This is a genomic window from Mycobacterium sp. 1465703.0 (genome assembly GCF_001672975.1).
Taxonomy (GTDB): domain Bacteria; phylum Actinomycetota; class Actinomycetes; order Mycobacteriales; family Mycobacteriaceae; genus Mycobacterium.
The window spans coordinates 43,081-68,471 of record NZ_LZKU01000203.1 but is presented as its reverse complement, the minus strand read 5'-3'; the positions used below and the strand labels follow the sequence as shown (position 1 = coordinate 68,471).

The window sequence follows — 25,391 nt, the reverse complement described above, 5'->3', positions numbered from 1 at the left end:
CTGGCGGTTCCTCAGCGGGCCGCTGCCCGGCCCGCATCGTCACCGACGTGGCCGATGGGCCGGTTCCTCAGCGGGCCGCTGCCCGGCCCGCATCGTCACCGACCGAAGTGATCTGATCGGCGAGCGCGCGCAGCGCCTCCAAGTCCGACACATCGAACGGCAGCGACGGAACGCCGACGACCGGCACGTGCGGATTGGCTCCGGTGAATCGGGAAAGCAATCTGATCTCCCGCTTGGCCATCTGCGCCCGTTCAGCGTGAATCTTCAACACCGCCGAGGCCAGCGATGCCGCTTCGGAGTCGGCTTCCTGGTCCAGCATTTGGCTGCCGTCGATCGCCCGCTCGGCCGGCAATGAGCACAACGGCGGATGCGTGCGGTTCAACACCAGTCCGGCGAGCGGCATGCCTTCCTGGGACAGCCGGTCGACGAAGAAGGCCGCCTCGCGCAGCGCGTCGGGCTCAGCCGCTGACACCACAACGAACTGCGTGCCGCGCCTCTTCAGCAGCGCGTAGGTGCGATCGGCCTTCTCGCGAAAGCCCCCGAAGGTGGCATCCAGTGACTGCACGAACGCTGCGGCATCGGACAGCATCTGTGAACCGAGAATGGTGGACATCGCCTTCATCGCCAACCCCATTGCGCCGGTTACCAACCGCCCGATGCCCCGGCCTGGAGCCAGCAGCAGCCGCCACAATCGGCTGTCCATGAAGCTGCCCAGTCGCTTGGGCGCATCCAGGAAGTCCAATGCGTTGCGCGATGGCGGCGTGTCGACAACCACCAAGTCCCAGCGATCCTCCGCCAGCAACTGACCCAGCTTCTCCATCGCCATGTACTCCTGCGTACCGGCAAGTGAGCTGGCGACGGTCTGGTAGAACTGGTTGTCCAGAATCGCCTGTGCGCGACCGGGTCCCGAGTACTGCACCACCATTTCGTCGAAGGTGCGACGCATGTCGAGCATCATCGCGTGCAGCTCGCCGGGAACCTCTGCGGCCAGCGGGACGCGCTGCGGTGTGTTACCGAGGGCACTGACACCCAGTGCTTGTGCCAGGCGTTTGGCCGGGTCGATCGTCAAAACGCAGACGTTGCGCCCGTATTCGGCGGCCCGCAGCGCGATCGCCGCCGCGCTGGTGGTCTTGCCCACCCCGCCCGCACCGCAGCAGACCACTACACGATTGGTGGTATCGGCCAGGATTGCGGCCATATCAAGACGATTGGGTGTGGTGCTCATCGAACCCCCTGCTGTGCAAGTGATTCCGACAGCTCATAGAGGCTACCGAGGTCGACCCCGTCGGAAATGGCCGGCAGTTCCAGTCGCGCCACTTTCAGCGCATCGAGCTGTTGCGCGATCTCGGCGCGGGTAGCGACCACCGTCGCATGCTCAATGGTTTCGGTCAGCAGGCCCGCGAAGTCCTTGTCGCTCAATTTGATTCCGGACTTCTCCAATCCGGCTCGCACCGAGTCCGCATCGACGTGTCCCTCTGCGGCCTTGGCCAGGTCGGCCGGCTGCAGGTAAGAGGGAATGTTGCGGTTCACGATCACACTGCCGATCGGTAGCTGCATGTCGGCAAGCTCCTCGATCGCTTCCAGCGTTTCCTGGACCGGCAATGCCTCCAACAGGGTGACTAAGTGAATGGCGGTCTGCTCTGAGTGCAGCAACTTCACCACGCCGTCGGCCTGCGAATGCACCGGGCCACCCTTGGCCAAATCGGACACGGCTTTGGTGACATCCAGAAAGCGTGCGATCCGTCCGGTCGGCGGGGCGTCGACGACGATCGCGTCATAAACCGGAAGCCGGTTCTTGTCGACGCGTATCACCGTCTCTTTGATCTTGCCGGTCAGCAACACGTCGCGCAGACCGGGCGCGATCGTCGTCGCGAATTCGATCGCACCGATGCGGCGCATCGCTCGACCCGCAATGCCCAGGTTGTAGAACATATCGAGGTATTCCAGGAAGGCGGCCTCGATGTCGATTGCCAGGGCGTTGACCTGACCGCCGCGTTCGGCGGTCGCGATCTTCACCTCCTGATACGGCAGGGGCGGCACGTCGAAGAGTTGCGCAATCCCTTGGCGGCCCTCGACTTCCACCAGCAGGACCTTGCGACCGCCGGCGGCCAGCGTCAGTGCCAGCGCGGCCGCGATCGTCGACTTACCGGTACCGCCTTTGCCGGTCACAAAATGTAAACGCGCCTTCGTCAAGCGCGCCGGCCAGCCAACGGCGGTTCCGCCGCCCGATGTGGTTGCCACCTTCGCATGCTAGCCCGACCTGCCCTTGGGCTGGCCGGAGCGGTTCACCTCGGACCGATAAGCTCGCGGCATGAGCCAACCGACCGCATGGGAGTACGTCACGGTCCCGCTGCTGACGCACGCCACCAAACAGATCCTCGACCAGTGGGGTGCCGATGGCTGGGAGCTGGTGTCCGTGCTGCAGGGGCCGACCGGCGAGCAGCACGTCGCGTACCTGAAGCGTCCCAAGTGATCGGATGAGTGCTTCGGACCGGCTAGGGCAACTCGGCCTCACGCTTCCCGAGGTGGTCGCGCCGCTGGCCTCCTATGTACCCGCGGTCCGCACCGGCAACCTGGTCTACACCGCTGGGCAGTTACCCATGCAGGCCGGAAAGCTGATGGGCACCGGCAAGGTCGGCGCCGAGGTCAGCCCGGACGACGGCAAGGCGCTGGCGCGGATCTGTGCGCTCAACGCGCTGGCAGCCATTAATTCGCTGGTGGGCATCGACGCGGTGACCCAGGTGGTGAAGGTCGTCGGGTTCGTGGCGTCGGCCCCCGGGTTCAATGGTCAGCCGAGCATCATCAACGGGGCCTCCGATCTGCTCGCCGAGGTGTTCGGCGAGCAGGGTGCGCATGCGCGTTCGGCGGTCGGCGTCTCCGAGCTGCCACTGGACGCGCCGGTGGAAGTGGAGCTGATCGTCGAGGTCGGCTGACGTCCGTGACCGAGGCTGCCGAGCTGACCCATCCCGCATACGCCAAGTTGCGGGCGGTGACCGAGACCGCGTCGGTCCTGTTGGCCGAGAACCCCGGTTTGCTGACGCTGGAGGGCACCAACACCTGGGTGCTGCGCGGCCCGCGCAGCGACGAGCTGGTCATCGTCGATCCCGGCCCCGACGACGACGAGCACATCGCGCGGGTTGCCGCGCTGGGCCGTATCGCCTTGGTGTTGATAAGTCACCGGCACAGCGATCACACCGACGGCATCGACAAGCTGGTCGAACTGACCGGCGCGACGGTTCGCTCGGCGGGCAGCGGTTTTCTGCGCGGTCTCGGCGGCGAACTGACCGACGGCGAGGTGATCGATGCCGCCGGCCTCAAGATCAAGGTGATGGCGACGCCCGGCCACACCGCCGATTCGCTGTCCTTCCTGCTCGACGACGCCGTGATGACCGCCGACACCGTCCTGGGCCGCGGCACTGCCGTCCTCGATAAGGAGGACGGCAGTCTGACCGCTTACCTGGAATCGTTGCGGCGACTGCGCGGCCTGGGCCGGCGGACGGTGCTGCCCGGACACGGTCCGGATCTGGCCGATCTGGAAGGCGTCACGCAGGGCTATCTCGTGCATCGCCAGCAGCGTCTGGAGCAGGTGCGTTCCGCGTTGCGGGAGCTGGGGGAGGATGCCAGCGCCCGCCGGATCGTCGAACACGTTTATGTCGACGTCGACGAGAAGCTCTGGGATGCCGCCGAGTGGTCGGTGCAGGTGCAGCTGAACTATTTGCGCTCCGAGCCAACGGCCTAGCTGTTCACGGCAGTCACTATTGCCCCAGGCGTTCGGGGATTGGAAGTGCGGAGTGCTTCTGAAACGTGCTAGCGCCGGCGCTAGCACGTTTGAAACTCGCTTTATGGTTCCCCAGACGGTGCCAATGTGACTGTTGTGGCAACGCCGGCCGCGCAACCCGCCCGGGCTACGCCCGCGCTTACCTCGCTCGGGGTTTGATGCTCGCTCGGTTGCGCCCGGGCTACGCCCGCGCTTACCTCGCTCGGCGGGCCAGTCGCTCGGAATCCGAGATCAGCACGCTCTTGCCCTCCAGTCGGATCCAGCCGCGGTGGGCGAAGTCGGCCAGTGCCTTGTTCACCGTCTCGCGGGAAGCCCCAACCAGCTGCGCGATCTCTTCTTGCGTCAGATCGTGGGTGACCCGCATCGCGCCGCCCTCTTGGGTGCCGAACCGCTGGGCAAGCTGCAGCAGCTGCTTGGCCACCCGGCCGGGCACGTCGGTGAAGATGAGGTCGGCCAAGTTGTTGTTGGTGCGACGCAGCCGTCGGGCCAGCACCCGCAACAGCTGCTCGGCGATCTCGGGCCGGTCAGCGATCCACGCCCGCAGCGCATCCCGGTCCATCGACACCGCGCGCACCTCGGTGATGGTGGTGGCGCTGGAAGTCCGTGGACCCGGGTCGAAAATCGACAATTCGCCGAACATGTCCGATGGGCCCATGATCGTCAGCAGGTTCTCGCGTCCATCGGGTGAACGGCGACCGATCTTCACCTTCCCCGAGACGATGATGTACAGCCGGTCGCCAGGTTCCCCCTCGGCGAAGACCGTGTGTCCGCGGGGGAAGTCGACGGGTTGCAGCTGCTTGGTCAGTGCTGTGACTGCGCCGGGTTCAACCCCTTGGAAGATTCCTGCCCTTGCCAGGATCTCGTCCACGTTGCCTCTTCAACTTTCCCAAAAAATTAAATGTGATACGGGCAGGCTAACCCCTTGCTCGCGTGACGAGTCTAGAGGAACGCCATTGTGTCTAACGTGCCAACGCTACACACGATTGGCGTGTCGAGGTGCCTTAAACTGCGGATCGACATGCGAATGGCCGTGTATACGAGTCGGCAATGTCATCTCATCGCGGTCCACGAATCCGATCGCAAACGACGGCGCGGCGTGACGTGGTCCGGCGCTGCGCCCGTCCGGCGGGGCTTCGGATAGCTGCCGGGCCTCGCGGCGATGCAGGTATTCCAGCGCTTCCGGCATGCCTTCACAGGCCAGCGTGTGCATATCCACACCGCCTGCACGCTCGAGAAACTCGTCGACATCGGCTACTGCCAAGGGGCTGGGGGCAAGCTCGGATTCGAGCCGCCCAAGACCCAGCGCCGCCAGCATCAGCAGCGCCGGAACACCGGCCACCAGCAACCACGACACACGAAGAGTAAACATGGCCTGGAATCAACACGGGGTCTCAGTCAGATCACGAAATCAGTACTCTGTCGTACGTGACAGCGGCAAAGTCGTCCGGGCGTTCGAAATCAACATCGGCTCGCGCCGGCGGCGCCGATGCCCGACGCTGGTCCGAGGAGACCCGGGCCGGCTTGGTGCGCCGAGCGCGACGAATGAATCGTGCTCTGGCACAAGCGTTTCCGGACGCGCATTGCGAGCTCGACTTCACCACGCCGCTGGAACTGACGGTGGCTACCATCCTTTCGGCGCAGAGCACCGATAAACGGGTCAACCTGACAACGCCGGCTTTGTTCAAGCGTTATCCGTCGGCGCTGGATTATGCGCAGGCGGACCGCGACGAACTGGAAAACCTGATCCGGCCGACCGGTTTTTTCCGCAATAAGGCGACCTCGCTGATCGGCCTGGGCCAGGCTCTGGTCGAGCGGTTTCACGGTGAAGTGCCTTCGACCATGGCCGAACTGGTCGCCTTGCCCGGAGTCGGACGCAAAACGGCCAACGTCATTCTGGGGAACGCGTTCGGAATCCCCGGCATTACGGTCGACACCCATTTCGCCCGGCTGGTGCACAGATGGCGCTGGACCACGGAGAAGGATCCGGTCAAGATCGAGCACTCCGTCGGCGAGCTCATCGAACGACGTGAGTGGACCATGTTGAGCCACCGGGTGATCTTTCACGGCCGGCGGGTGTGCCACGCGCGCAAACCGGCCTGCGGCGTCTGCCTGATCGCCAAAGACTGCCCCTCGTTCGGTCTCGGCCCCACCGAAGCCGCGTTGGCGGCGCCTCTGGTGAAGGGCCCGGAAACCGAGCACCTGCTCGCCTTGGCCGGGCTGTAAGCCCGCTTCGACCGACCCTGCAATGCCGACGCTGACCCGGAAGGCCCGCTGGCACATTGCGATTCTCGCAGTGGTGGCGGCGCTGATCGCGGCGCTGGTCGCCCAGCTGCGCGATGACTCCTCCTCAACGTCGACGCCCGCGAGCAGCCAAACAGGGGCCGACCGGGAACACCGCGACGCTGATACCCCCGCCGCATTGTCAGGTCCGCGACAGCGTGCCGGCTTGCCGCCGTGTCCCGGCGCCGGAAGTAGCCCCGGCCCTGAGGCGCTGCGCGGTGTGACGGCCGAATGCGCCGCCGACGGTTCGGTTGTCGACGTCGCCCGCGCGGTGGCCGGGCGCCGGGTGGTCCTCAACTTGTGGGCATATTGGTGCGCGCCGTGCGCTGCCGAATTGCCCGCGATGGCCGAGTATCAACGTCGGGCCGGTTCGGACGTGATGGTGGTGACGGTGCATCAAGACGAGAACGAGACGGCCGCTCTGCTGCGACTGGCCGAGCTCGGTGTGCGCCTGCCGACCCTGCAAGATGGTCGTCGCCGGGTAGCGGCCGCGCTGCACGTGGTAAATGTGATGCCCGCGACGGTGGTGCTCCGGCCGGACGGTAGCGTTGCCCAGACGCTGCCACGAGCTTTCAACTCTGCCGACGAGATCGCGGCCGCGATCGGCAACGACAGGGGATAAGCGGAAAAATTGAACCGACTGGAGGGGCCGTGAGTTCTGGGGGTTCGCCCCTGCGGAATGGGGACCCCGCCCGCGCGCCCGGGGCCGTTCCGCTGAAGCCTGACGCCAGCCCGTCCTGGCTGCGTCCACTGGTCGACCACGTCGATGACGTTCCGGATGCGGCCCGGCGCCGCCTGCCGGCCGACGTGCTGGCGATGATCACCAGTAAGGCCGTGTCGGCGGTGGCAACCCTGCGCGGCGCCAGCCGCGAAGCCGCCGTCCTGGTGCTGTTCTCCGGTCCGGAATCCGGCCCGCCCGATGGCGGTATCCCCGATGACGCCGATCTGCTGGTCACCGTGCGGGCGTCGACCCTTCGTCACCACGCCGGCCAGGCGGCGTTTCCCGGTGGCGCCGCCGACCCCACCGACGACGGTCCGGTGCACACCGCCCTGCGCGAGGCCCGCGAGGAAACCGGGATCGACGTCAGCAAGCTGACTCCCCTGGCGACGATGGAAAAGATGTTCATCGCGCCGTCGCAATTCCACGTCGTCCCGGTACTGGCCTATTCGCCCGACCCCGGCCCGGTCGCCGTCGTCAACGAGGCCGAGACGGCGGTCGTGGCGCGAGTTCCGGTGCGCGCCTTCATCAATCCGGAGAACCGGCTGATGGTCTACCGCGGCGATCTCGGCCGCCGGTGGGCCGGACCGGCGTTTCTGCTCAACGAGATGCTGGTCTGGGGATTCACTGGCCAGGTGATCTCAGCGCTGCTCGACGTCGCCGGCTGGGCCCAGCCGTGGGACACCAGCGATGAGCGGGAGCTGGACGCGGCGATGGCGCTGGTCGGCGGCGAGGACGGGTCCCGGCGATGAATCTGAATTCGATGAGCCCGTCGCAGTGGCTGGATGTCGCCGTTCTGGCGGTCGCCTTCATCGCGGCGATCTCGGGTTGGCGATCGGGGGCATTGGGCTCGCTGCTCTCGTTTGTGGGCGTACTGCTGGGCGCGATCGCGGGGGTGCTGCTGGCACCCCACCTGGTCAGCCACATCGCCGCCCCGCGCGCGAAATTGTTTGCGGCACTGTTCCTGATCCTCGCGCTGGTCGTCGTCGGTGAGGTCGCCGGTGTGGTGTTGGGGCGCGCCGTCCGCGGCGCGATCCGCAGCCGCTCCATCCGCACGGTCGACTCGATCATCGGGGTGGGGGTGCAGCTGGTCGTGGTGCTGACTGCGGCGTGGTTGCTGGCGACGCCGCTGACGCAGTCGAAGGACCAGCCGGAGCTGGCCGCCGCGGTCCGCGGTTCACGGGTTTTGGCTCGCGTCAACGAAGTAGCGCCGCCCTGGCTCAAGACGGTGCCCAAGCGGCTTTCCGCGCTGCTGAACACCTCCGGGCTGCCCGCGGTGCTGGAGCCGTTCAGCCGCACCCCGGTCATTCCGGTCGCCTCACCCGATCCCGAGCTGGCCAGCAATCCGGTGGTGCAGGCCACCGCGCCCAGCGTGGTCAAGGTGCGCAGCCTGGCCCCCAGCTGCCAGAAAGTGTTGGAGGGCAGTGGATTCGTGATTGCACCCGACCGGGTGATGACCAATGCGCACGTGGTGGCCGGATCCAACAGCGTTCAGATCTATGCCAGCGGCAATCCGCTGGACGCCACCGTGGTGTCCTACGATCCGTCCGTCGACGTCGCGATCCTGGCCGTGCCCAATTTGCCGCCGCCCCCATTGTCTTTCGCCCAAGGTGACGCGAAAACCGGTGCCAGCGTGGTAGTCCTGGGCTATCCGGGCGGTGGCAACTTCACCGCGACACCGGCCAGGATTCGGGAGCTGATCAAATTGAGCGGCCCCGACATCTACCGGGATCCGGCGCCAGTCACCCGCGACGTCTACACCATCAGAGCCAGTGTGGAGCAAGGCAATTCGGGTGGACCGTTGATCGACCTCGACGGTCATGTGCTCGGCGTGGTGTTCGGTGCTGCCGTCGACGACCCCGATACCGGCTTCGTGTTGACCGCCGACGAGGTAGCCAGTCAGCTTGCCAGGGTCGGCGACACCCAACTGGTCGGCACCGGATCCTGCGTCGGCTGAGCCAGTTACATGGCTCGGGACAGGTGCACCTGCTCGAGGAATTTCGTGAGGTGCCTGTTGATTTCCTCAGGTGCTTCTTCGTGACTGAAATGCCCTGCGCCAGCGATGGATAGATAACGCCCCTGTGGGGCGTAGCGCTGGGTGCGATCGACCGAGTCGGCCAGCATGTAGGGATCCGCCTCGCCGCGCAGGTGTAGCAGCGGCACGGTGAGCTGCTGACACATCGACTTCATGAAGCGCCGGCCCTCGTCGCGCAACTGGCTGCGTACGGCCCAGCGCTGGTATTCCAGTGCACAGTGCGCGGCCGCCGGGATCTGAATCGCCGTCCGCAGATAACCAATGGTTTCGGAAAAGTCTTCGGATGCAATCCATTTGTCGCAGCTACGGCTACGTACCAGGCGCTCGATCTCGGCGGCGTTGTCTCGGGTCAACATACGCTCGGGCCACATCGGTATTTGGTATCGCAGCAGCGTCGGCAGGAGTGCACAACCCTGGTCGCGTCGCGTCAACGTGGAACGCCGCAATGCCGCCGGGTGCGGTGAGCTGATCAGTGCGATCGCCGACACCAGCCGTGGATGCAGCAAGGCGGTGGCCCAGCAGGCCAGCCCGCCGTCGGCGTGGCCCACCAAGCTCGCCGAGGAGTGGCCCAGCGCCCGAATGAGTCCGGCCGTGTCGCCGGCCATCGTCCAGCCGTCGTAACCGCGGGGCGGCTTGTCGCTGCCGCCGTAGCCGCGCAGGTCGACGGCAACCACTCGCGCCCCGCGCAGTCCGCGAAGCTGATGACGCCAGGACCACCAGAACGATCCGAACCCGTGCAGCAGCATCACCAGCGGGCGTGCTGTCGCCGGGACGCCGTCGGCGTCGCCGGCCGTCACCGCCTCGACGACGTGGAAGCGGATGCCGTTGGCGTGCACATCGAGATGGCGCCACGGCCCCTCGATGCGGGTAACCGACGGATCCGGCGGCGCCATCTACCAACCCGATGGATCGGCGGCAGCGCCGTTTCCGGCCCGCGCATGCTTGCCGTGCGACTCGGGAAGTTGCTTGGGGGCGCTGCCCGGAGCCTTCTCGTGGCCCGGCGTGAGCGCGCTGCGCGTCTCTTTGACCGATTCGATCGTCTCGCGCGGCCCGCGGATCCGGCGCACCTTGAGGAAGCCCAGCAGGGCCAGAATGGCGCCGACCACCACCATGAACCCGAACACGATCAGGTACGCCGCCCAGCGCCACAGCCAGGTGTCGAGCAGTTCGGCGACGAAGAAGAAGAAAAAGAAGGTGGAGTAAAACAGCACCACCAGCGCGGCGATGAAGAAGACGCTGCCGGTGAGACCCTTTTTGACGTCCCGGGTAATTTCGGCACGAGCCAGTTCGACTTCGGCACGCACCAGCGTGGAAACCTGAGTGGTCGCATCTTTGATCAGGTCACCGATCGACGGCTCGGCCGGCTTGGCATGCGGGTCGGTCAACGGAATCGTGGTCAGGGTGCTGGGCACACCGTTCTTGCCATCGGCTTTGCTCACAGACGGTCCTCTTTCATCGTTGCCCGGCTCGCTGTCGTCGCGGTTTATGTTGCCATGCGTCGCCAGGCCAGACGAGGCCAGCCGAGCAGCGCGCCGCAGGTTCGAGCGGCCGACGCCCAGTTCGGTTCGGACGGAAGGCAGTCGGCGACGCCGTGCGGCCGACGCGCTTTTCCAGAGCGAAGATCACATCCTGGCCGATTACACTCGGCCAAGCCGGTCGTGATGTCCGGCCGACCGATGGGAGTTGGTGCTGTGCCAAGGGCGCACCGGTGCTTCTCAGTGGCGATGGCTGCCTTGCTGGTGGCCGCGATGGGTTTGCCTGTCCGCGCGGCCGCCGCTGACGTCAGGATCCCGATGGGCGGTGGTGCGGGCATCGTCGTCAACGGCGACACCATGTGCACCCTGACCACCATCGGCGGCGACGCCGCGGGCGAGCTGATCGGTTTCACTTCGGCGCATTGCGGCGGCCCCGGCGCCCAAGTCGCCGCCGAGGGCGCGGAAAACGCGGGCGTATTGGGCACCATGGTGTCGGGCAACGACAACCTGGACTATGCGGTGATCAAGTTCGACCCGGCCAAGGTGACGCCGGTGGCCAACTTCAACGGCTTCTTGATCAGTGGCCTCGGTCCAGACCCCGCCTTCGGCGAGATCGCTTGCAAACAGGGCCGCACAACCGGCAATTCGTGCGGCGTCACCTGGGGCATGGGTCAGTCGCCGGGCACCATCGTCATGCAGGTCTGCGGCCAACCGGGTGACTCCGGCGCACCGGTGACCGTCAACAATGAGTTGGTCGGGATGATCCACGGAGCGTTCAGCGACAACCTGCCGACGTGCATCATCAAATACATTCCGCTGCACACGCCGGCGGTGGTGGTGTCGTTCAACGCGGTCCTGGCCGACATCAACGCCAAACATCGGCCCGGTGCAGGGTTCAGCCCGCTGCCGGGCTGACCGCGCCGACTACTTCGCCGCCCTGATCGCGTCGAACACGCCGGGGTCGAGCAGCGTTGAGGTGTCGCCCAATTCGCGGTTCTCGGCGATGTCGCGCAACAACCTGCGCATGATCTTGCCGCTGCGGGTCTTGGGTAACTCGGGCACCACGTGAACCTCGCGCGGGCGCGCGATGGGTGAGATCTCCCGGGCCACCTCGACGCGCAACTCGTCGACGATCCCGTCGTGCACTTCGTAATCGGCGCGCAGCACGACGAACGCGCAGATGGCCTGACCGGTCGTCTCGTCGGTCGCCCCGACCACCGCCGCCTCGGCCACCGAGAAGTGGCCGACCAACGCCGACTCCACCTCCGCGGTGGACAGCCGGTGCCCCGACACGTTCATGACGTCGTCGATGCGGCCCACCACCCAGATGGCGCCGTCGGAGTCGTAATAGGCGCTGTCGCCGGCGAAATACCAGCCCTGCTCGGCGAACCGGGACCAGTAGGTCTCGACGTAGCGTTCCGGATCACCCCAAATGCCGCGCAGCATCGACGGCCACGGCTGGTCCAACACCAGGTAACCGGTGACGTGCTCGCCCTTGTCCTTGCCGCGTGGCAACAGGTCGCCGTGGTCGTCGACGATCTTGGCCGAGATGCCGGGCAGCGGGGCCATGGCCGAACCCGGTTTGGTCGCAGCCACGCCCGGCAACGGAGAGATCATCGTGGCGCCCGTTTCGGTCTGCCACCAGGTGTCCACGATGGGAAGCCGATCGGCGCCGATCACCTTGCGATACCAGCGCCACGCTTCGGGGTTGATCGGTTCACCTACCGTGCCCAGCAGCCTCAGGCTGGACAGGTCGTGTGCGTCGGGAATCTCGCGTCCCCACTTCATGAAGGTACGGATGAGCGTGGGCGCAGTGTAATAGATTGTGACGCCGTGCTTTTCGATGATCTCGAAATGGCGGTGCTGGCTGGGCGAATCGGGCGTGCCTTCGTACAGGACTTCGGTCACTCCATTGGAAAGCGGACCGTACACCCCGTAGGTGTGGCCGGTCACCCAGCCGATGTCGGCGGTGCACCAGAAGACGTCGGTGTCGGCCTTGATGTCGAAGACATAATAGTGCGTGTAGGAGGCGTGGGTCAGATAGCCGCCGCTGGTGTGCACGATGCCCTTGGGCTTGCCGGTGGTCCCGGAGGTGTAGAGCAGGAACAACGGCTGTTCGGCGTCGAACGGCTCGGGGGTGTGTTCGGGGGAGGCGGGGTCGACGACGTCGTGCCACCACAGGTCGCGGCCGTCGGTCCAGGACACGTCAATTCCGGTGCGCCGCACCACAAGAACGTGCTCGACGGGACTGTCGTCGTCCTTGACAGCCTCATCGGCGGCGTCCTTCAACGGGGCCGGCTTGCCGCGACGGAACTGTCCGTCGCTGGTGATCAGCAGCTTGGCCTCAGCGTCGGCGATCCGCGCCTGCAGCGCCTTGGCGGTGAAGCCGGCGAACACCACGCTATGCATCAGACCTAGGCGGGCGCAGGCCAGCATCGCGACCACCGCCTCGGGGATCAGTGGCAGGTAGATGGCGACCCGGTCACCGGCGACCAGACCGAGATCGGTCAGCGCGTTGGCCGCCTTGCACACCTCGGTCTGCAGCTGGGAGTAAGTCAGGCTGCGCTGATCGCCGACGGGTTCACCCTCCCAGTGGATGGCGACCCGGTCCCCGTGGCCGGCCTCCACGTGGCGGTCCACGCAGTTGTAGGCGACGTTGAGCTTGCCGTCGGCGAACCACTTGGCGAAAGGTGCTTCCGACCAGTCCAGCACCTCGGTGAACGGCTTCGCCCAGGACAGCCGATTGGCCTGGTTGGCCCAGAAGGCCAGCCGGTCCTGCTCGGCTTCGCGGTAGAGCTCCTCACCTGCGTTGGCTTGCTCGGCGAACTGCGCCGGCGGCGGATACGACGAGGGCCCTGCGGTATTGGTGGCGGTCACTGGCTTCTCTCCTGTGTCGAGACTGCGCCGTTCGGCGGCCATGCGCTTTGGCCGACTGCGAGCCTAGCCGGGTGAGGTGTAGCTATGCGAGGGATAGCCGTAGCCGCGAATCCGGGGTCAACGGGTGCCGTCATACCGGATAATCACCGGTGTGCCAGGTCATGGGCGGGGCAACCGTCGACTAGTTCTTAGGTTTGCCACGGCCGCAACGATTTACGCGGCGGCCACCGCACTGGGGCCGCAGGCATCCGCAGTGCCGCCGCTGGAGAGCGGTGACCAGGCCACACCGTGCCGGTCGGAGCAGGTCGCCGTGACCGCCTCCCCGACCGAAGCCGCGGTGGGGCATCGCGGGGTGACCTTGCTGTTCGCCCTGGCCGGCGGTGCCGAGCCGTGCACGCTCACCGGATACGCCTGGGTGGATTCGGGCGCCGGCGGGCCACTGATCCATGCCCGGCCCACCCCGCGGGGATATCTGGGCGGGCTGCCGGCTGACGTCGACGCCGTGCCCACCGTGCTGCTGTCGATATCAACCCAGGGGCAGGCGGTCGTGGAGGGGATGGCCGTGGACGGCGCCGGTGACCCATGCCCGACCTACACCGATCTGCGCGTCAATCCGCCCGACACCGAAATCGTGCGCACCGTGTCGGCCACCATCGACGCCTGCGAATTGCAGGTCCACCCCATCACCGCGGTCTAAGCATCGCCGTGACGGCGACAGGCCCTAGGGTCGGATGTCATGCGTGCGATGCGGACCCCGTTGGCCTTGTTGGCCGCGGTTGCCGCCGCGGTGCTCGCGGTCGCCGCGCTGGCCGGTTGTGGTGGCGGTGTGCTGAGCCCGGATCTGGTGGTGGTCAACGGCGGGGAACCGCCGAACCCTCTGATACCCACTGGTACCAACGACAGCCTGGGCGGCCGGATCCTCGATCGACTCTTCGCCGGGCTGATGTCCTACGACGCCGCCGGCAACCCGTCGCCCGAGGTCGCCCAGTCGGTCGACACCACCGACAACGTCAACTACCGAATCGTGCTCAAACCCGGTTGGACATTCACCGACGGTTCGCCGGTGACGGCCCATTCGTTCGTCGACGCGTGGAACTACGGGGCGCTGAGCACCAATGCGCAACTGCAGCAGAGCTTTTTCAGCCCGATCGACGGGTTCGACGCGGTCGCCGGCCTGACCGGTGACGGAAAACCGGCGGCGACCACCATGACCGGGCTGCGAGTGATCAACGACCTGGAGTTCACCGTGCGGCTGAAGGCACCCACCATCGACTTCAAGCTGCGGCTGGGCCACAGCGCGTTCTATCCGTTGCCGCAGGCCGCCTTTCGGGACATGAGCACTTTCGGTCAGCATCCGATCGGCAACGGCCCCTACAAACTCGCCGACGGTCCCGACGGGGTGGCCTGGGAGCACAACGTCCGAATTGATTTGCGGCCCAACCCCGATTACCACGGCAATCGCAAGCCGCGCAACAAGGGGTTGAGGTTCGAGTTCTACGCCAACCTGGACACCGCCTACGCCGACCTGCTGTCGGGCAATCTCGACGTGCTGGACACGATTCCGTCCAGCGCGCTGACGATCTACCAGCGCGACCTGGGCGGCAACTTCGTCAGCGGACCCGTCGCCGTCAGTCAATCCCTCAACACTCCGCTGCGGCTACCGCACTTCGGGGGTGAGGAAGGCCGACTGCGCAGGTTGGCGTTGTCGGCGGCCATCAACCGTCCGCAGATCTGTCGGCAGATCTTCAACAACACCCGCAGCCCGGCTCACGACTTCACCGCCAGCTCGTTGCCGGGATTCGATCCGAACATCCCGGGCAGTGCCGCCCTGGACTTCAATCCCGAACGGGCACGCCAACTCTGGGCCCAAGCCAATGCCATTTCGCCGTGGAGCGGGCGATACGCCATCGCCTACAACGCCGACAGCGGCCATCAGGAATGGGTGGACGCGGTGGCCAACAGCATCAAGAACGTGCTGGGCATCGATGCCGTCGGTGCACCCCAACCCACCTTCGCCGGGTTTCGCACGCAGATCACCAACCGCACCATCGACTCCGCGTTCCGGTCCGGCTGGATCGGCGACTACCCGTCCATGATCGAGTTCCTCGCCCCGTTGTACGCCACCGGTGCGGGATCCAACGACGTCGGCTACTCCAACGCGAAGTTCGACGCCGCGCTCGCCACGGCCGAAGCAGCACCCGACTTGCCGAGCGCCACCGTGCTGGCTAATGACGCGCAGCGAATCCTGCTCCACGACATGCCCGTTGTTCCGCTGTGGTACTACATCAGTGTGGTCGGGTGGTCAGCTCAGGCGAGCAATGTCAAGGTCGCCTGGAACGGGTTGCCCGACTACGAAAACATCGTCAAGGCCTGAGAATGGGTTGGTACATCGCGCGCCGGATCGCCGTCATGGTGCCCGTCTTCCTGGGCGCCACCTTGCTGATCTATGGGATGGTCTTTCTGCTGCCCGGCGACCCGGTGGCCGCGATGGCCGGCGACCGCCCGCTGACACCCGCCGTCGCCGCGGCGCTGCGGGCCCGCTACCACCTCGACGATCCGTTCATCGTGCAGTACCTGCGTTACCTCGGTGGTGTTCTGCACGGCGACCTCGGCCGCGCCTACTCCGGGCTTCCGGTCAGAGACGTTCTCGCCCATGCCTTTCCGGTCACCCTGCGGCTCTCGCTGATCGCCCTTGCCGTCGAGGCGGTGCTGGGAATCGGATTCGGCGTGGTCGCCGGTCTGCGTCAAGGCGGGCTTTTCGATTCCACTGTGCTGATCACCGGTCTGGTCATCATCGCGATCCCGATCTTCGTGCTCGGGTTCCTGGCGCAGTTCGTGTTCGGGGTGCGGTTGGGCGTCGCGCCGGTGACGGTGGGGGAGACAGCGACCTTCGCTCGCCTGCTGCTGCCCGGGATCGTGCTGGGCGCGGTGTCGTTCGCCTACGTGGTGCGCTTGACGCGCTCCGCGGTGGCCGCCAACGCACACGCCGACTACGTCCGGACCGCCACCGCCAAAGGATTGTCACGGCCCCGGGTGGTGACGGTGCACATCCTGCGTAACTCGCTGATCCCGGTGGTGACGTTCTTGGGCGCGGATCTGGGAGCGCTGATGGGCGGCGCCATCGTGACCGAAGGCATCTTCAACATCCACGGGGTCGGCGGTGTGCTCTACCAAGCCGTCACCAGGCAAGAAGCCCCCACGGTGGTCTCGATCGTGACCGTGCTGGTGCTGATCTATCTGGTCACCAACCTGCTGGTGGACCTGCTCTATGCCGCGCTGGACCCACGGATCCGTTATGGCTGAGGCGATCTCCGCACGGGGCGGCTTCTGGCGCGAGACGTGGCGTCGGCTGCGCCGGCGCCCGAAGTTCATCGGGGCGGCCCTGTTGATTCTGTTCATCGTTGCCGTCGCGATGTTTCCGTCGCTCTTCACCGCCGCCGACCCGGCCTACGCCGATCCCAGCCAGAGCCTGCTGCCCGCGTCGGGGGCGCACTGGTTCGGCACCGACCTGCAGGGCCACGACGTCTACGCCCGCACCGTCTACGGCGCCCGGGCGTCGGTCACCGTTGGACTGTTCTCCGCGCTGATCGTGTTCGTCGTCGGCGGTGCACTGGGTGCACTGGCCGGTTTTTACGGCGGCTGGATCGACGCGGTGGTCTCCCGCCTCACCGATGTGTTCTTCGGTCTGCCGCTGCTACTGGCCGCCATCGTCCTCATGCAGGTTTTGCACCATCGCACGGTGTGGACCGTCATCGCGATCCTCGCGTTGTTCGGTTGGCCGCAAGTGGCCAGGATCGCGCGCGGCGCGGTGCTCGCGGTGCGCGCTAGCGACTACGTGCTGGCCGCTAAGGCGTTGGGAATGAGTAGGTTTCAAATCCTGCTGCGGCATGCGCTGCCCGACGCCCTGGGTCCGGTGATCGCGGTGGCCACGATTGCCTTGGGCCTTTTCATCGTCACCGAGGCCACCTTGTCCTATCTCGGCGTCGGATTGCCGCCGTCGGTGATCTCCTGGGGTGGCGATATCAACCTTGCCCAGACGCGGCTGCGGGCCGGCTCACCCATCCTGTTCTATCCCGCCGGCGCATTGGCGATGACCGTGCTGGCCTTCATGATGATGGGCGACGCACTGCGCGACGCCCTGGACCCAGCATCGAGGGCGTGGCGGACATGAGCGGCGTGGTTTCGCCGCTGTTGGCGGTCGAGGGCCTAAAGGTCGCGTTCGGTGATCACAGCGCGGTGCGCGGCCTCGATCTGCGCGTGCTGCCCGGCCAGACCGTCGCCGTCGTAGGCGAATCCGGATCGGGTAAATCCACCACCGCCGCGGCCATCCTCGGTCTCCTTCCGCCAGGCGGGCGAATTACGGCCGGGCGCATCATGTTCGACGGCGTCGACATTTCGGCAGCCGATCGCCGGGCGCTCCGCTCGATCAGGGGCCAACAGATCGGCTATATCCCGCAGGATCCGATGACCAACCTAAACCCGGTGTGGAAAGTCGGCTTCCAGATCCGGGAAGCCCTGCGGGCCAATACAACCGACCGGAGGACGCGGCAGCGTGCGGTCGAACTGCTCGCCGCGGCCGGCATGCCGGACCCGGCGAAGCAGGCCGACCGGTACCCGCATCAGCTGTCCGGTGGCATGTGCCAACGTGCGCTGATCGCGATCGGGCTGGCGGGCCGGCCACGGCTGCTGATCGCCGACGAGCCGACGTCCGCGCTGGACGTCACGGTGCAGCGACAGGTCCTCGACCATCTGCAGCAGCTCACCACCGAACTCGGTACCGCGCTCCTGCTGATCACCCACGATCTGGCGCTGGCCGCCGAACGGGCCGAGTCCGTGGTCGTCGTTCATCGCGGAGTCGTGGTGGAAACCGGTGCGGCACGGTCGATCTTGCGCAGCCCGCAACACGACTACACCCGGCGGTTGGTGGCCGCGGCGCCGGCTCTGGCAGTACGAAGCGCTACCAAAACCCAAGCCCGCACCGGTGCGCCCGGTGAACAAGCCGAGGATGCTCCGGACATCCTCGTCGCCTCCGCGCTGACCAAGGTCTACCGGGAATCCCACGGGGCGCCATGGCGGCGCGCCGAATTCCGTGCGGTCGATACAGTGTCGTTTCGGCTGCGCCGCGCGAGCACCCTGGCGATCGCCGGAGAGTCGGGGTCGGGCAAGTCGACGCTGGCGCGGATGGTGCTCGGCCTCTTGGCGCCCACGTCGGGCACGGTGGACTTCGACGGCACCCGCGTCGACGACAGAATGCCGAGGGCCAAGCAACTGGCCTTCCGCCGACGGGTGCAGCCGGTATTTCAAAACCCTTACAGCAGTTTGGATCCCATGTACTCGGTGTTTCGCGCCATCGAGGAGCCGCTGCGCATCCACCGCGTCGGTGGTCGACGGCAGCGGGCGCAAACGGTGCACGACCTCGTCGAGCGGGTGGCGCTGCCGTCATCGGTCGTGGACCGGTTGCCCCGCGAACTGTCGGGCGGGCAGCGGCAACGGGTGGCGATCGCGCGGGCGCTCGCGCTACGGCCCGAGGTGCTGGTTTGCGACGAAGCGGTGTCGGCGCTCGACGTCTTGGTGCAGGCGCAGATTCTCGACCTGTTGGCAGAGCTGCAGGCCGAACTGGGTTTGGCCTACCTGTTCATCAGCCACGACTTGGCGGTAATCCGGCAGATCGCCGACGACGTATTGGTGATGCGGGTCGGCCGCGTGGTGGAGCAGGCGCCGACCGAGCAACTGTTCACCGACCCCAGAGACGAATACACCCGGCAGTTGCTGGATGCCATCCCCCGCGCGCGTGAATCCGACAGGGATAGGTTGTGAGGTTGTGACGGTTGATCCGCTGGCCCCCCTGATGGAGCTGCCCGGTGTCGCCGAGGCCAGTGACCGTGCCCGCGACGCGTTGGGTCGTGCCCACCGCCATCGCGCCAACCTGCGGGGCTGGCCGGTGACCGCCGCCGAGGCGGCGCTACGGGCCGCGCGCGCGTCGTCGGTTCTGGACGGGGGCCCGGTTCGGCTGGAGGATCTCGCCGATGCCGGGCAGATCAGTGATCCGGTGTTTGCCGGAGCGCTTCGGGTGGCCCAGGCGCTGGAGGGTGGCGAAGGTCCCGTTGTGGCCATCTGGCGACGGGCACCGCTGCAGGCGCTGGCCCGTCTGCACGTGCTGGCCGCGGCTGAACAGGTCGACGACGAGCGGTTGGGTCGCCCGCGTGCCGATGCCGGCGTGGGGCCGCGACTGGAGTTGTTGGCGGACCTGGTGAACGGCCGCACCCAGGTGCCGGCGCCGGTGCTTGCCGCGGTCGCCCACGGCGAACTGCTGACGCTGAAGCCGTTCGGCAGTTCCGATGGCGTGGTGGCTCGGGCGGTGTCCAGGCTGGTGACCATCGCCAGCGGGCTGGACCCCCACGGGCTAGGTGTGCCCGAGGTCAGCTGGATGCGTCAGCCCGCGGCGTATCGCGATGCGGCGCAAGGATTCGCGGGCGGAACGCCGGAGGGGGTGGGGAGCTGGCTGGTGCTGTGCTGCCGCGCGATGAAAGCCGGTGCGCAAGAGGCTTTGTCCATCGCCGACGCGATGTCGAATCGGTAGCCAAGGCCGGGAAAAAGGTCACCGGAAAACGGCCACAAAATATGAAGAGCGGGCGACGTTCCGAATGTTCGGTCCGCCGCCCGCTAGCACGGGGCTCGGTTACCAAGCGTGCATATCGGGGCTGCGTGGGTTGGCCTCGGCGATCTCACGACGCTTATGGTTGCAACCCCACCCAAAGGGCCGTCGACACCGTCTGCATTTTCGCAATTTCGCAGGCCCGCAACACTTCTGCCATTTTCGCGGCTATGACTCCGCGTGGGTGCCGAGCACCGTGCTGGGGCCCGGGTCGGGAGATCGAACCTTCTCTTCCGGATCGACCTTGGCCTCACCGGGCTTCCGTGGTTCCTTTGTACTACTAGACCCCTAGCACAGCAAGCCCAATTTCGCGAATAGCACCAAAATCGTTTCGGATTGCGCGTTTAACGAGTTTGCTGCTGGTCGCTGGGTCAGAACGCGTAGCGACGCAACAACGAGTACGTCACCGCGCCCGCGGCCAGCGCGCTGATGCCGACCGCGGCCGTGGTGGCGATCGCCGCACCGGACGGCGCCGGAATGCGGTCGCGCAAGGAAACCGGCCGGGAGAACGACATCACCGGCCAACCGCGTTCCACGGCTTCCCGGCGCAACCCCCGGTCTGGATTGACGACGTTGGGATGGCCGACAGCCTGGAGCATCGGCAGGTCGGTGATCGAGTCGGAGTAGGCGTAGCAATGTTCCAGCGGGTAGCCCTCGCGCGCGGCCAGCTCCCGGATCGCCTGCACCTTGCCCTCGCCGTAGCAGTAGAACGCGATCTCGCCGGTGTACTTGCCGTCCTCGACGACCATGCGGGTTGCCATCGCGTGGGTGGCGCCCAGCGCCCGGGCGATCGGGGCGACGATTTCCTCCCCGGAGGCCGACACCACCACGACGTCACGGCCGCACAGTTTGTGGGCTGCGATCAGGTCGGCGGCTTCGGCGAACACCAGTGGCGTCACGATGTCGTGCAGCGTCTCGCTGACAATCGACTTGACCTGTTCGACGTCCCAGCCGGTGCACATATTGGTCATGTGGGCCCGCATCCGATCCATCTGGTCATGATCAGCACCGGAGAGCAGATAGATGAACTGGGCGTAGCTGGATTTCAGCACGGTGCGGCGGTTGAGCAGGCCCTGGTTGAAAAACGGTTTGCTGAACGCCAGGGTGCTGGACTTGGCGATGATCGTCTTGTCCAGGTCGAAGAAGGCCGCCGTGCGGGCGAGGGGAGCGCTGCTTGCCGTTGATTGCTCCGAGGCCGACTGCTCCGCGGGGGGGTCGAAGACGGTCACCGACACAGCATAGGTCGAGGCGTTCGGCGGGGTCGCGATCCCGCACCGGAAATGGCCGCTCAGGGCGGTGCGGTGGCTGGGTGGAGTGGTGTTTACGCGGCTCAACGTGTTTTTTCAGAAAATGATCTCTTGCGTTAATCCGGCTTGGCATGTGTATAGTAAGCATTACTCGGCTTTTAGCCGAGGGTGTATCAGCCCGACCCCCCGGGGCTGATACACGACGACCCTCGCCTCCTCCCCCCCTGGCGGGGGTCGTCCCTTTTCTAGGGTCAGTTTTTCTCGCTCGACGGCGCCAGGGCCGGCTCTCGGTGCGTTGCGGGAAAGGGCGTCGGTCGTCGCTGGCGTCGTGTCCCACGAAGCGTTTGTGCACACTCGCGTCTCTATCCACAAATTTGCATTTGGGACTGTTGTGCCAAGGTCACGGCCGCCCACAGTGGTCGGGTGACTAGTGCTTCCGGTGCCGATGCGGTGGGTTCCGCGGGTGTGTTGGCCATCTTGTCGGCGTCCGAGTTGCGCGCCGAGCTCGATCGGGTGGCGGCTGCCGCCGGCGTCCGCGTGGTGCATGCCGGCGACGGATCTCCGGTCGGCCGCAAGACGTGGGCCGCGGCCGCGGCCGTCGTGCTGGATGCGGGGGCGGCGGTTCGCTGCGGTCGATGGGCGCTGCCCCGCCGCGACCATGTGACGGTGCTGACGGTGGCCGAACCCGAGACGACGACGTGGGCGGCCGCCGTCGGGGTCGGTGCCGGGCGGGTGTTGCGGCTGCCGGGACAGGCGGCGGAGTTGGTCGGCGAGCTCGCCGAGGCCGCCGAATCGTCCCGCGACGACGGGGCGCGTGGCCACGCCATTGCCGTCATCGGGGGCTGCGGCGGCGCCGGCGCCTCCTTGCTCGCGGTCGCCCTGGCGCAGGCCGCCACCGACGCGCTGTTGGTGGACCTCGACCCATGGGGTGGCGGTCTGGACCTGTTGCTGGGTGGCGAAACCACGCCCGGGCTGCGCTGGCCGGACCTTGCCTTGCAGAGCGGCCGGCTCAATTGGTCGGCGGTGCGCGACGCACTGCCGCGGCACCGTGGAGTCAGCGTGCTGTCCGGCACTCGGCGCGGCTACGAGTTGGATGCCGGCCCGGTGCACGCCGTCATCGATGCCGGACGCCGCGGCGCGGTCAGCGTTATCTGCGATCTTCCCCGCCGTTTCACCGACGCGACGCAGGCGGCGCTGAGCGCAGCCGACCTGGTCGTCGTCGTCAGCCGCTGTGACGTGCGCGCGTGTGCGGCGACCGGTGCATTGGCGCCGGCACTGTCGTCCATCAATCCCAATGTCGGCCTGGTGGTGCGGGGCCCCGCGCCGGGAGGATTGCGGGCGGTCGAGATCGCCGATGTCACCGGTCTTCCGTTGTTGGCGGCAATCAAAGCGCAGCCGCAACTCGCCGAGCAGGTCGACCGCGGCGGGCTACGGTTGGGGCGACGTTCAGCGCTCACGGTGGCTGCCCACCAGGTGTTTGCCGTGCTACCGCCCACCGGGGTGCGGCGGCGGGCCGGGCAGAACGGCGCGGCGGCGTGAGCGGTTCGTTGATCGAGCGTGTCCGCGAGCGGCTGGCCGTCGAAGCCGGCCCACTGGGGGTCCCGCTGGAAGCTTCGGTGGTGGCCGCCGCGATTCGAGCCGAGTCCGGCGGGATGCTCGGTGACACCGAGGTGCTGGCGAATCTGCGAGTACTGCAAACCGAGCTCACCGGCGCCGGCATTCTCGATCCGCTGCTGTGCGCGGACGGCACGACCGACGTCTTGGTCACCGCACCGGATGCGGTCTGGGTCGACGACGGCACCGGTCTGCGGCGCACCGGAATTCGTTTTCCGGACGAGACGGCGGTGCGGCGGTTAGCGCAGCGGTTGGCGCTGGCCGCCGGGCGGCGTCTGGACGATGCGCAGCCCTGGGTGGACGGCGAGCTGACCGGCATCGGTGCCGGCGGATTCGCGGTGCGGCTGCACGCGGTGTTGCCGCCGGTGGCCGCCGCAGGCACCTGCTTGTCGCTGCGTGTACTGCGGCCCGCCAGCCAGGATCTGGCGGCCCTGACCGCCGCCGGTGCGATCGAGCCGGCGGCCGCCGCATTGGTCACCGACATCATCGACGCCCGGTTGGCCTTCCTGGTCAGTGGTGGCACCGGCGCCGGCAAAACAACACTGCTTGCCGCGATGCTGGGCGCCATACCGCCGGCCGAACGCATCGTCTGCGTCGAGGATGCCGCGGAGTTGGCACCGCGGCACCCGCATCTGGTGAAGCTGGTCGCGCGGTGCGCCAATGTCGAAGGTGTGGGCGAAGTTGGAGTCCGCGAACTGGTTCGGCAAGCGTTGCGGATGCGACCCGACCGCATCGTGGTGCGCGAGGTTCGCGGTGCCGAAGTGGTGGATCTGCTGGCTGCATTGAACACCGGCCACGATGGCGGCGCGGGCACCGTGCACGCCAACAGTCCGGGAGAGGTTCCCGCGCGCCTAGAGGCATTGGGCGCGCTCGGCGGACTGGGCCGGGCCGCACTGCACAGCCAACTTGCCGCCGCCGTGCAGGTGCTGCTGCACGTGGAGCGCGACCGCACCGGCCGGCGGCGGCTCAGTGAAATCGCTGCGCTGCAACCCATTCAAGGCCAGGTGCGGTCAGTCACCGTGTGGCATGCGGATCGGGGGATGACGGACGCCGCCGCGCAGCTGCACCGGGTAATGGACGGCCGGATGCCGACGTGAACGGTCCACTGCTCGGCGCGCTGCCGTTGGCGCTCGCACTCGTCATCCATCGGCCCTCGCCGAAAAGCCGTTTGTCCGGGTCACGACACCTGCGACTCCCTGCCCTCGGAGTACGTGGACTGGGTTGCATGGCCGCGGGCGTCGGATGCGCCGCCGCTCTGGTGCTGCCGGTGACGACTGTCCTGTCCATCGCGGTCGTCGCGACGACCGCGGGGCTGCGTCATCGGCGCCACAGGCGTGTCCGGCGCGCCGCGGTTGAGGGACATGCGCTGCAAACCGCGCTCGAGGTACTTGTCGGTGAACTGAGAGCCGGCTCGCATCCGGTGCGCGCGTTCCGCGTCGCCGCCGACGACACCGGCGGCGCGGTAGCGGTGTCGTTGCGTTCGGTGGCGGCGCGGGCCCGACTCGGTGCCGACGTCGCGGCGGGCCTGGCCGCCGCCGCTCGCTCGTCCGCACTACCCGGGCAGTGGGAGCGGCTCGCGTTGTGCTGGCGACTGGCCACCGACAACGGGCTGGGAATCGCCACCCTGATGCGCGCAGCCCAACGCGATCTCGCTGAGCGGCAACGGTTCTCGGCCCGGGTGTCCTCGAGCATGGCCGGCGCCCGTGCCACCGCCGCGATACTTGCCGCCCTGCCGGTGCTCGGCGTGCTGCTGGGGCAACTGATCGGGGCCCGGCCACTCCGCTTTTTGCTGAGCGGGCACGCCGGCGGGTGGCTGCTGCTTATCGGGTCGGCGCTGGCCTGCGTCGGTCTGCTGTGGTCCGATCGCATCGCCGATCGGGTGACGTCGTGAACCTGGCGGCGGTGCTGCTGGCCGGCGCGGTGTTGATCGGTCCCGGTCCCTTACTGGTGCGCAGTCGTGCCGGGATGCCGGTGCGCGGCGGTCCGCTGCGGCGGGCCCCGGCGTCGGCTGATGGCCCGGATCCCCTGGCTGTCGCCTCCTGTCTGGACGTGTTGGCCGTGTGCCTGGCGGCGGGCATGGCCGTGTCGACCGCGGCGGGGGCGGCCGCCCCGTCGGCACCACCGCACCTGGCGAGGGTGTTGCGCCGCGCCGCCGACATGCTCGCACTTGGCGCCGATCCCGCTGTCGCATGGTCGGTTCCGCCGGATCTGAAGAGCTCTGTCGACCCGCAGATCGAGGCGTTGCTCCGGCTGGCCCGGCGTTCGGCGTCGTCGGGTGCGGCGCTGGCCGATGGCGTCGCTCAGTTGGCGGACGAGTCTCGCCACGACGCCGCGCATGCGGCCACCGCCGCCGCCGAACGGGCCGGCGTGCTGATCGCCGGCCCACTGGGGCTGTGCTTTCTGCCGGCGTTCGTCTGTCTGGGCATCGTCCCGGTGGTGGCCGGTTTGGCCGGTGATGTCCTGCAGTCGGGTGTGCTGTGAAACGAAAGGAAGCCCATGATAATCAACATGTTTCGCCGATTCTCCGCGCGCCTGGCCCTGCTGGTGGCCGACGATTCGGGCATGTCGACGGTCGAGTATGCCATCGGCACCATCGCGGCGGCCGCCTTCGGCGCGGTGCTGTACACCGTTGTCACCGGCGATTCCATCGTCTCGGCGCTGACCAACATCATCGGTCGTGCGCTCAACACCAAGGTGTAGCAGGTGCCAGCA

27 protein-coding genes are annotated in these 25,391 nt (G+C 67.1%); 19 read left to right on the top strand and 8 right to left on the bottom strand.

Translation table 11 applies throughout. From position 1 onward, the window contains the following. Positions 1-67 precede the first annotated feature (67 nt). Positions 68-1,225, bottom strand: a complete 1,158-nt coding sequence (locus A5625_RS18885; protein ID WP_066997243.1) for an ArsA family ATPase — start codon at positions 1,223-1,225, stop codon at positions 68-70. Beyond that, a complete protein-coding gene (locus tag A5625_RS18880; RefSeq protein WP_066997240.1) occupies positions 1,222-2,241 on the bottom strand; it encodes an ArsA-related P-loop ATPase in 1,020 nt (339 codons plus the stop codon). The genes A5625_RS18885 and A5625_RS18880 overlap by 4 nt, the downstream gene beginning before the upstream one ends. A 70-nt stretch (positions 2,242-2,311) precedes the next feature. On the opposite strand from A5625_RS18880, the gene A5625_RS29225 reads away from it, so the two are divergent. Genes A5625_RS29225 through A5625_RS18870 form a run of 3 tightly spaced genes read left to right on the top strand, consistent with a single transcriptional unit; the run spans position 2,312 to position 3,739 of the window. Further along, entirely contained in the window at positions 2,312-2,473 is a 162-nt protein-coding gene (locus A5625_RS29225; RefSeq protein ID WP_007772224.1) for a DUF4177 domain-containing protein, read from the top strand. 4 nt (positions 2,474-2,477) lie between these two features. Beyond that, positions 2,478-2,933, top strand: a complete 456-nt coding sequence (locus A5625_RS18875; RefSeq protein ID WP_066997237.1) for a RidA family protein — start codon at positions 2,478-2,480, stop codon at positions 2,931-2,933. Between the two features lie 5 nt (positions 2,934-2,938). Next, positions 2,939-3,739 carry an MBL fold metallo-hydrolase gene (locus A5625_RS18870; RefSeq protein WP_066997235.1) on the top strand — a complete coding sequence of 267 codons (801 nt, stop codon included), beginning with the start codon at positions 2,939-2,941 and terminating at the stop codon, positions 3,737-3,739. A gap of 232 nt (positions 3,740-3,971) precedes the next feature. On the opposite strand, the gene crp is transcribed toward A5625_RS18870, so the two are convergent. Both crp and A5625_RS18860 read right to left on the bottom strand, forming a co-directional pair. Next, positions 3,972-4,646 carry a cAMP-activated global transcriptional regulator CRP gene (gene crp, locus A5625_RS18865; protein ID WP_036465140.1) on the bottom strand — a complete coding sequence of 225 codons (675 nt, stop codon included), beginning with the start codon at positions 4,644-4,646 and terminating at the stop codon, positions 3,972-3,974. Between the two features lie 105 nt (positions 4,647-4,751). Next, a complete protein-coding gene (locus A5625_RS18860) occupies positions 4,752-5,147 on the bottom strand; it encodes a hypothetical protein (protein ID WP_232003755.1) in 396 nt (131 codons plus the stop codon). A gap of 173 nt (positions 5,148-5,320) precedes the next feature. Here A5625_RS18860 and nth point away from each other — a divergent pair, with 173 nt between their 5' ends. From nth to marP, 4 genes are read left to right on the top strand one after another with little or no spacing between them, the layout of a single operon-like run. After that, the gene (gene nth / locus A5625_RS18855) at positions 5,321-6,001 is read left to right on the top strand and encodes an endonuclease III (protein WP_066997229.1); all 681 of its coding nucleotides are present in this window, start codon (positions 5,321-5,323) and stop codon (positions 5,999-6,001) included. A 22-nt stretch (positions 6,002-6,023) separates the two neighbouring features. Continuing rightward, the gene (locus A5625_RS18850) at positions 6,024-6,680 is read left to right on the top strand and encodes a TlpA disulfide reductase family protein (RefSeq protein ID WP_066997227.1); all 657 of its coding nucleotides are present in this window, start codon (positions 6,024-6,026) and stop codon (positions 6,678-6,680) included. A 29-nt stretch (positions 6,681-6,709) separates the two neighbouring features. Continuing rightward, complete coding sequence (locus A5625_RS18845) at positions 6,710-7,528, top strand: CoA pyrophosphatase (protein WP_066997225.1); 819 nt, start codon at positions 6,710-6,712, stop codon at positions 7,526-7,528. 11 nt (positions 7,529-7,539) lie between these two features. Next, the gene (gene marP / locus A5625_RS18840; protein ID WP_156748365.1) at positions 7,540-8,733 is read left to right on the top strand and encodes an acid resistance serine protease MarP; all 1,194 of its coding nucleotides are present in this window, start codon (positions 7,540-7,542) and stop codon (positions 8,731-8,733) included. A gap of 5 nt (positions 8,734-8,738) precedes the next feature. On the opposite strand, the gene A5625_RS18835 is transcribed toward marP, so the two are convergent. Both A5625_RS18835 and A5625_RS18830 read right to left on the bottom strand, forming a co-directional pair. Next, positions 8,739-9,704 (bottom strand): alpha/beta fold hydrolase, encoded by a 966-nt coding sequence (locus A5625_RS18835; RefSeq protein WP_066997219.1) that lies wholly within the window; start codon positions 9,702-9,704, stop codon positions 8,739-8,741. Further along, entirely contained in the window at positions 9,705-10,250 is a 546-nt protein-coding gene (locus A5625_RS18830; protein WP_066997215.1) for a phage holin family protein, read from the bottom strand. It abuts the gene before it with no gap. 252 nt (positions 10,251-10,502) lie between these two features. On the opposite strand from A5625_RS18830, the gene A5625_RS18825 reads away from it, so the two are divergent. Beyond that, positions 10,503-11,201 carry a serine protease gene (locus A5625_RS18825; RefSeq protein ID WP_156748363.1) on the top strand — a complete coding sequence of 233 codons (699 nt, stop codon included), beginning with the start codon at positions 10,503-10,505 and terminating at the stop codon, positions 11,199-11,201. Between the two features lie 9 nt (positions 11,202-11,210). On the opposite strand, the gene acs is transcribed toward A5625_RS18825, so the two are convergent. Beyond that, positions 11,211-13,163, bottom strand: coding sequence for an acetate--CoA ligase (acs, locus tag A5625_RS18820; protein ID WP_066997302.1), 1,953 nt, complete (start codon positions 13,161-13,163; stop codon positions 11,211-11,213). A gap of 151 nt (positions 13,164-13,314) precedes the next feature. Between acs and A5625_RS18815 the strand changes: the two genes are divergently transcribed. The 6 genes from A5625_RS18815 to A5625_RS18790 are packed head-to-tail and all read left to right on the top strand — an operon-like array spanning position 13,315 to position 19,743. Continuing rightward, on the top strand, positions 13,315-13,860 hold the full coding sequence (locus tag A5625_RS18815) for a DUF4232 domain-containing protein (RefSeq protein ID WP_082984462.1): 546 nt from the start codon (positions 13,315-13,317) through the stop codon (positions 13,858-13,860). Between the two features lie 48 nt (positions 13,861-13,908). Next, on the top strand, positions 13,909-15,537 hold the full coding sequence (locus tag A5625_RS18810) for an ABC transporter substrate-binding protein (protein WP_197516151.1): 1,629 nt from the start codon (positions 13,909-13,911) through the stop codon (positions 15,535-15,537). Positions 15,538-15,539: 2 nt separating this feature from the next. Then, positions 15,540-16,466 carry an ABC transporter permease gene (locus A5625_RS18805; RefSeq protein WP_066997202.1) on the top strand — a complete coding sequence of 309 codons (927 nt, stop codon included), beginning with the start codon at positions 15,540-15,542 and terminating at the stop codon, positions 16,464-16,466. Further along, positions 16,459-17,334 (top strand): ABC transporter permease, encoded by an 876-nt coding sequence (locus A5625_RS18800; protein ID WP_066997200.1) that lies wholly within the window; start codon positions 16,459-16,461, stop codon positions 17,332-17,334. Before A5625_RS18805 ends, A5625_RS18800 begins: the two co-directional genes overlap by 8 nt. Beyond that, the gene (locus tag A5625_RS18795) at positions 17,331-18,980 is read left to right on the top strand and encodes an ABC transporter ATP-binding protein (RefSeq protein WP_066997296.1); all 1,650 of its coding nucleotides are present in this window, start codon (positions 17,331-17,333) and stop codon (positions 18,978-18,980) included. Before A5625_RS18800 ends, A5625_RS18795 begins: the two co-directional genes overlap by 4 nt. Positions 18,981-18,984: 4 nt before the next feature. Next, positions 18,985-19,743, top strand: a complete 759-nt coding sequence (locus A5625_RS18790) for an oxidoreductase (RefSeq protein ID WP_066997197.1) — start codon at positions 18,985-18,987, stop codon at positions 19,741-19,743. A gap of 446 nt (positions 19,744-20,189) precedes the next feature. On the opposite strand, the gene A5625_RS18785 is transcribed toward A5625_RS18790, so the two are convergent. After that, positions 20,190-21,047, bottom strand: coding sequence for an HAD-IB family hydrolase (locus tag A5625_RS18785; RefSeq protein WP_066997293.1), 858 nt, complete (start codon positions 21,045-21,047; stop codon positions 20,190-20,192). 492 nt (positions 21,048-21,539) lie between these two features. On the opposite strand from A5625_RS18785, the gene ssd reads away from it, so the two are divergent. Genes ssd through A5625_RS18760 form a run of 5 tightly spaced genes read left to right on the top strand, consistent with a single transcriptional unit; the run spans position 21,540 to position 25,379 of the window. Then, positions 21,540-22,604, top strand: coding sequence for a septum site-determining protein Ssd (gene ssd, locus A5625_RS18780; RefSeq protein ID WP_197516153.1), 1,065 nt, complete (start codon positions 21,540-21,542; stop codon positions 22,602-22,604). Continuing rightward, on the top strand, positions 22,601-23,776 hold the full coding sequence (locus tag A5625_RS18775) for a TadA family conjugal transfer-associated ATPase (protein WP_066997194.1): 1,176 nt from the start codon (positions 22,601-22,603) through the stop codon (positions 23,774-23,776). Before ssd ends, A5625_RS18775 begins: the two co-directional genes overlap by 4 nt. Then, positions 23,773-24,570, top strand: a complete 798-nt coding sequence (locus tag A5625_RS18770) for a type II secretion system F family protein (protein ID WP_066997191.1) — start codon at positions 23,773-23,775, stop codon at positions 24,568-24,570. The genes A5625_RS18775 and A5625_RS18770 overlap by 4 nt, the downstream gene beginning before the upstream one ends. Further along, positions 24,567-25,160: a type II secretion system F family protein gene (locus A5625_RS18765; protein WP_066997188.1), complete on the top strand. Its 594-nt coding sequence runs from the start codon at positions 24,567-24,569 to the stop codon at positions 25,158-25,160. Before A5625_RS18770 ends, A5625_RS18765 begins: the two co-directional genes overlap by 4 nt. Before the next feature lie 15 nt (positions 25,161-25,175). Beyond that, positions 25,176-25,379, top strand: coding sequence for a DUF4244 domain-containing protein (locus A5625_RS18760; protein ID WP_066997185.1), 204 nt, complete (start codon positions 25,176-25,178; stop codon positions 25,377-25,379). Positions 25,380-25,391: the final 12 nt, after the last annotated feature.

Coding starts and splice junctions, on each gene's coding strand:
- A5625_RS29225 (WP_007772224.1), top strand. CDS start 2,312: ATGAGCCAACCGACCGCATGGGAGTACGTCACGGTCCCGCTGCTGACG.
- A5625_RS18850 (WP_066997227.1), top strand. CDS start 6,024: ATGCCGACGCTGACCCGGAAGGCCCGCTGGCACATTGCGATTCTCGCA.
- A5625_RS18885 (WP_066997243.1), bottom strand. CDS start 1,225: ATGAGCACCACACCCAATCGTCTTGATATGGCCGCAATCCTGGCCGAT.
- A5625_RS18800 (WP_066997200.1), top strand. CDS start 16,459: ATGGCTGAGGCGATCTCCGCACGGGGCGGCTTCTGGCGCGAGACGTGG.
- A5625_RS18875 (WP_066997237.1), top strand. CDS start 2,478: ATGAGTGCTTCGGACCGGCTAGGGCAACTCGGCCTCACGCTTCCCGAG.
- nth (WP_066997229.1), top strand. CDS start 5,321: ATGAATCGTGCTCTGGCACAAGCGTTTCCGGACGCGCATTGCGAGCTC.
- A5625_RS18860 (WP_232003755.1), bottom strand. CDS start 5,147: ATGTTTACTCTTCGTGTGTCGTGGTTGCTGGTGGCCGGTGTTCCGGCG.
- A5625_RS18835 (WP_066997219.1), bottom strand. CDS start 9,704: ATGGCGCCGCCGGATCCGTCGGTTACCCGCATCGAGGGGCCGTGGCGC.
- A5625_RS18760 (WP_066997185.1), top strand. CDS start 25,176: ATGATAATCAACATGTTTCGCCGATTCTCCGCGCGCCTGGCCCTGCTG.
- A5625_RS18795 (WP_066997296.1), top strand. CDS start 17,331: ATGAGCGGCGTGGTTTCGCCGCTGTTGGCGGTCGAGGGCCTAAAGGTC.
- A5625_RS18810 (WP_197516151.1), top strand. CDS start 13,909: ATGCGGACCCCGTTGGCCTTGTTGGCCGCGGTTGCCGCCGCGGTGCTC.
- A5625_RS18805 (WP_066997202.1), top strand. CDS start 15,540: ATGGGTTGGTACATCGCGCGCCGGATCGCCGTCATGGTGCCCGTCTTC.
- marP (WP_156748365.1), top strand. CDS start 7,540: ATGAGCCCGTCGCAGTGGCTGGATGTCGCCGTTCTGGCGGTCGCCTTC.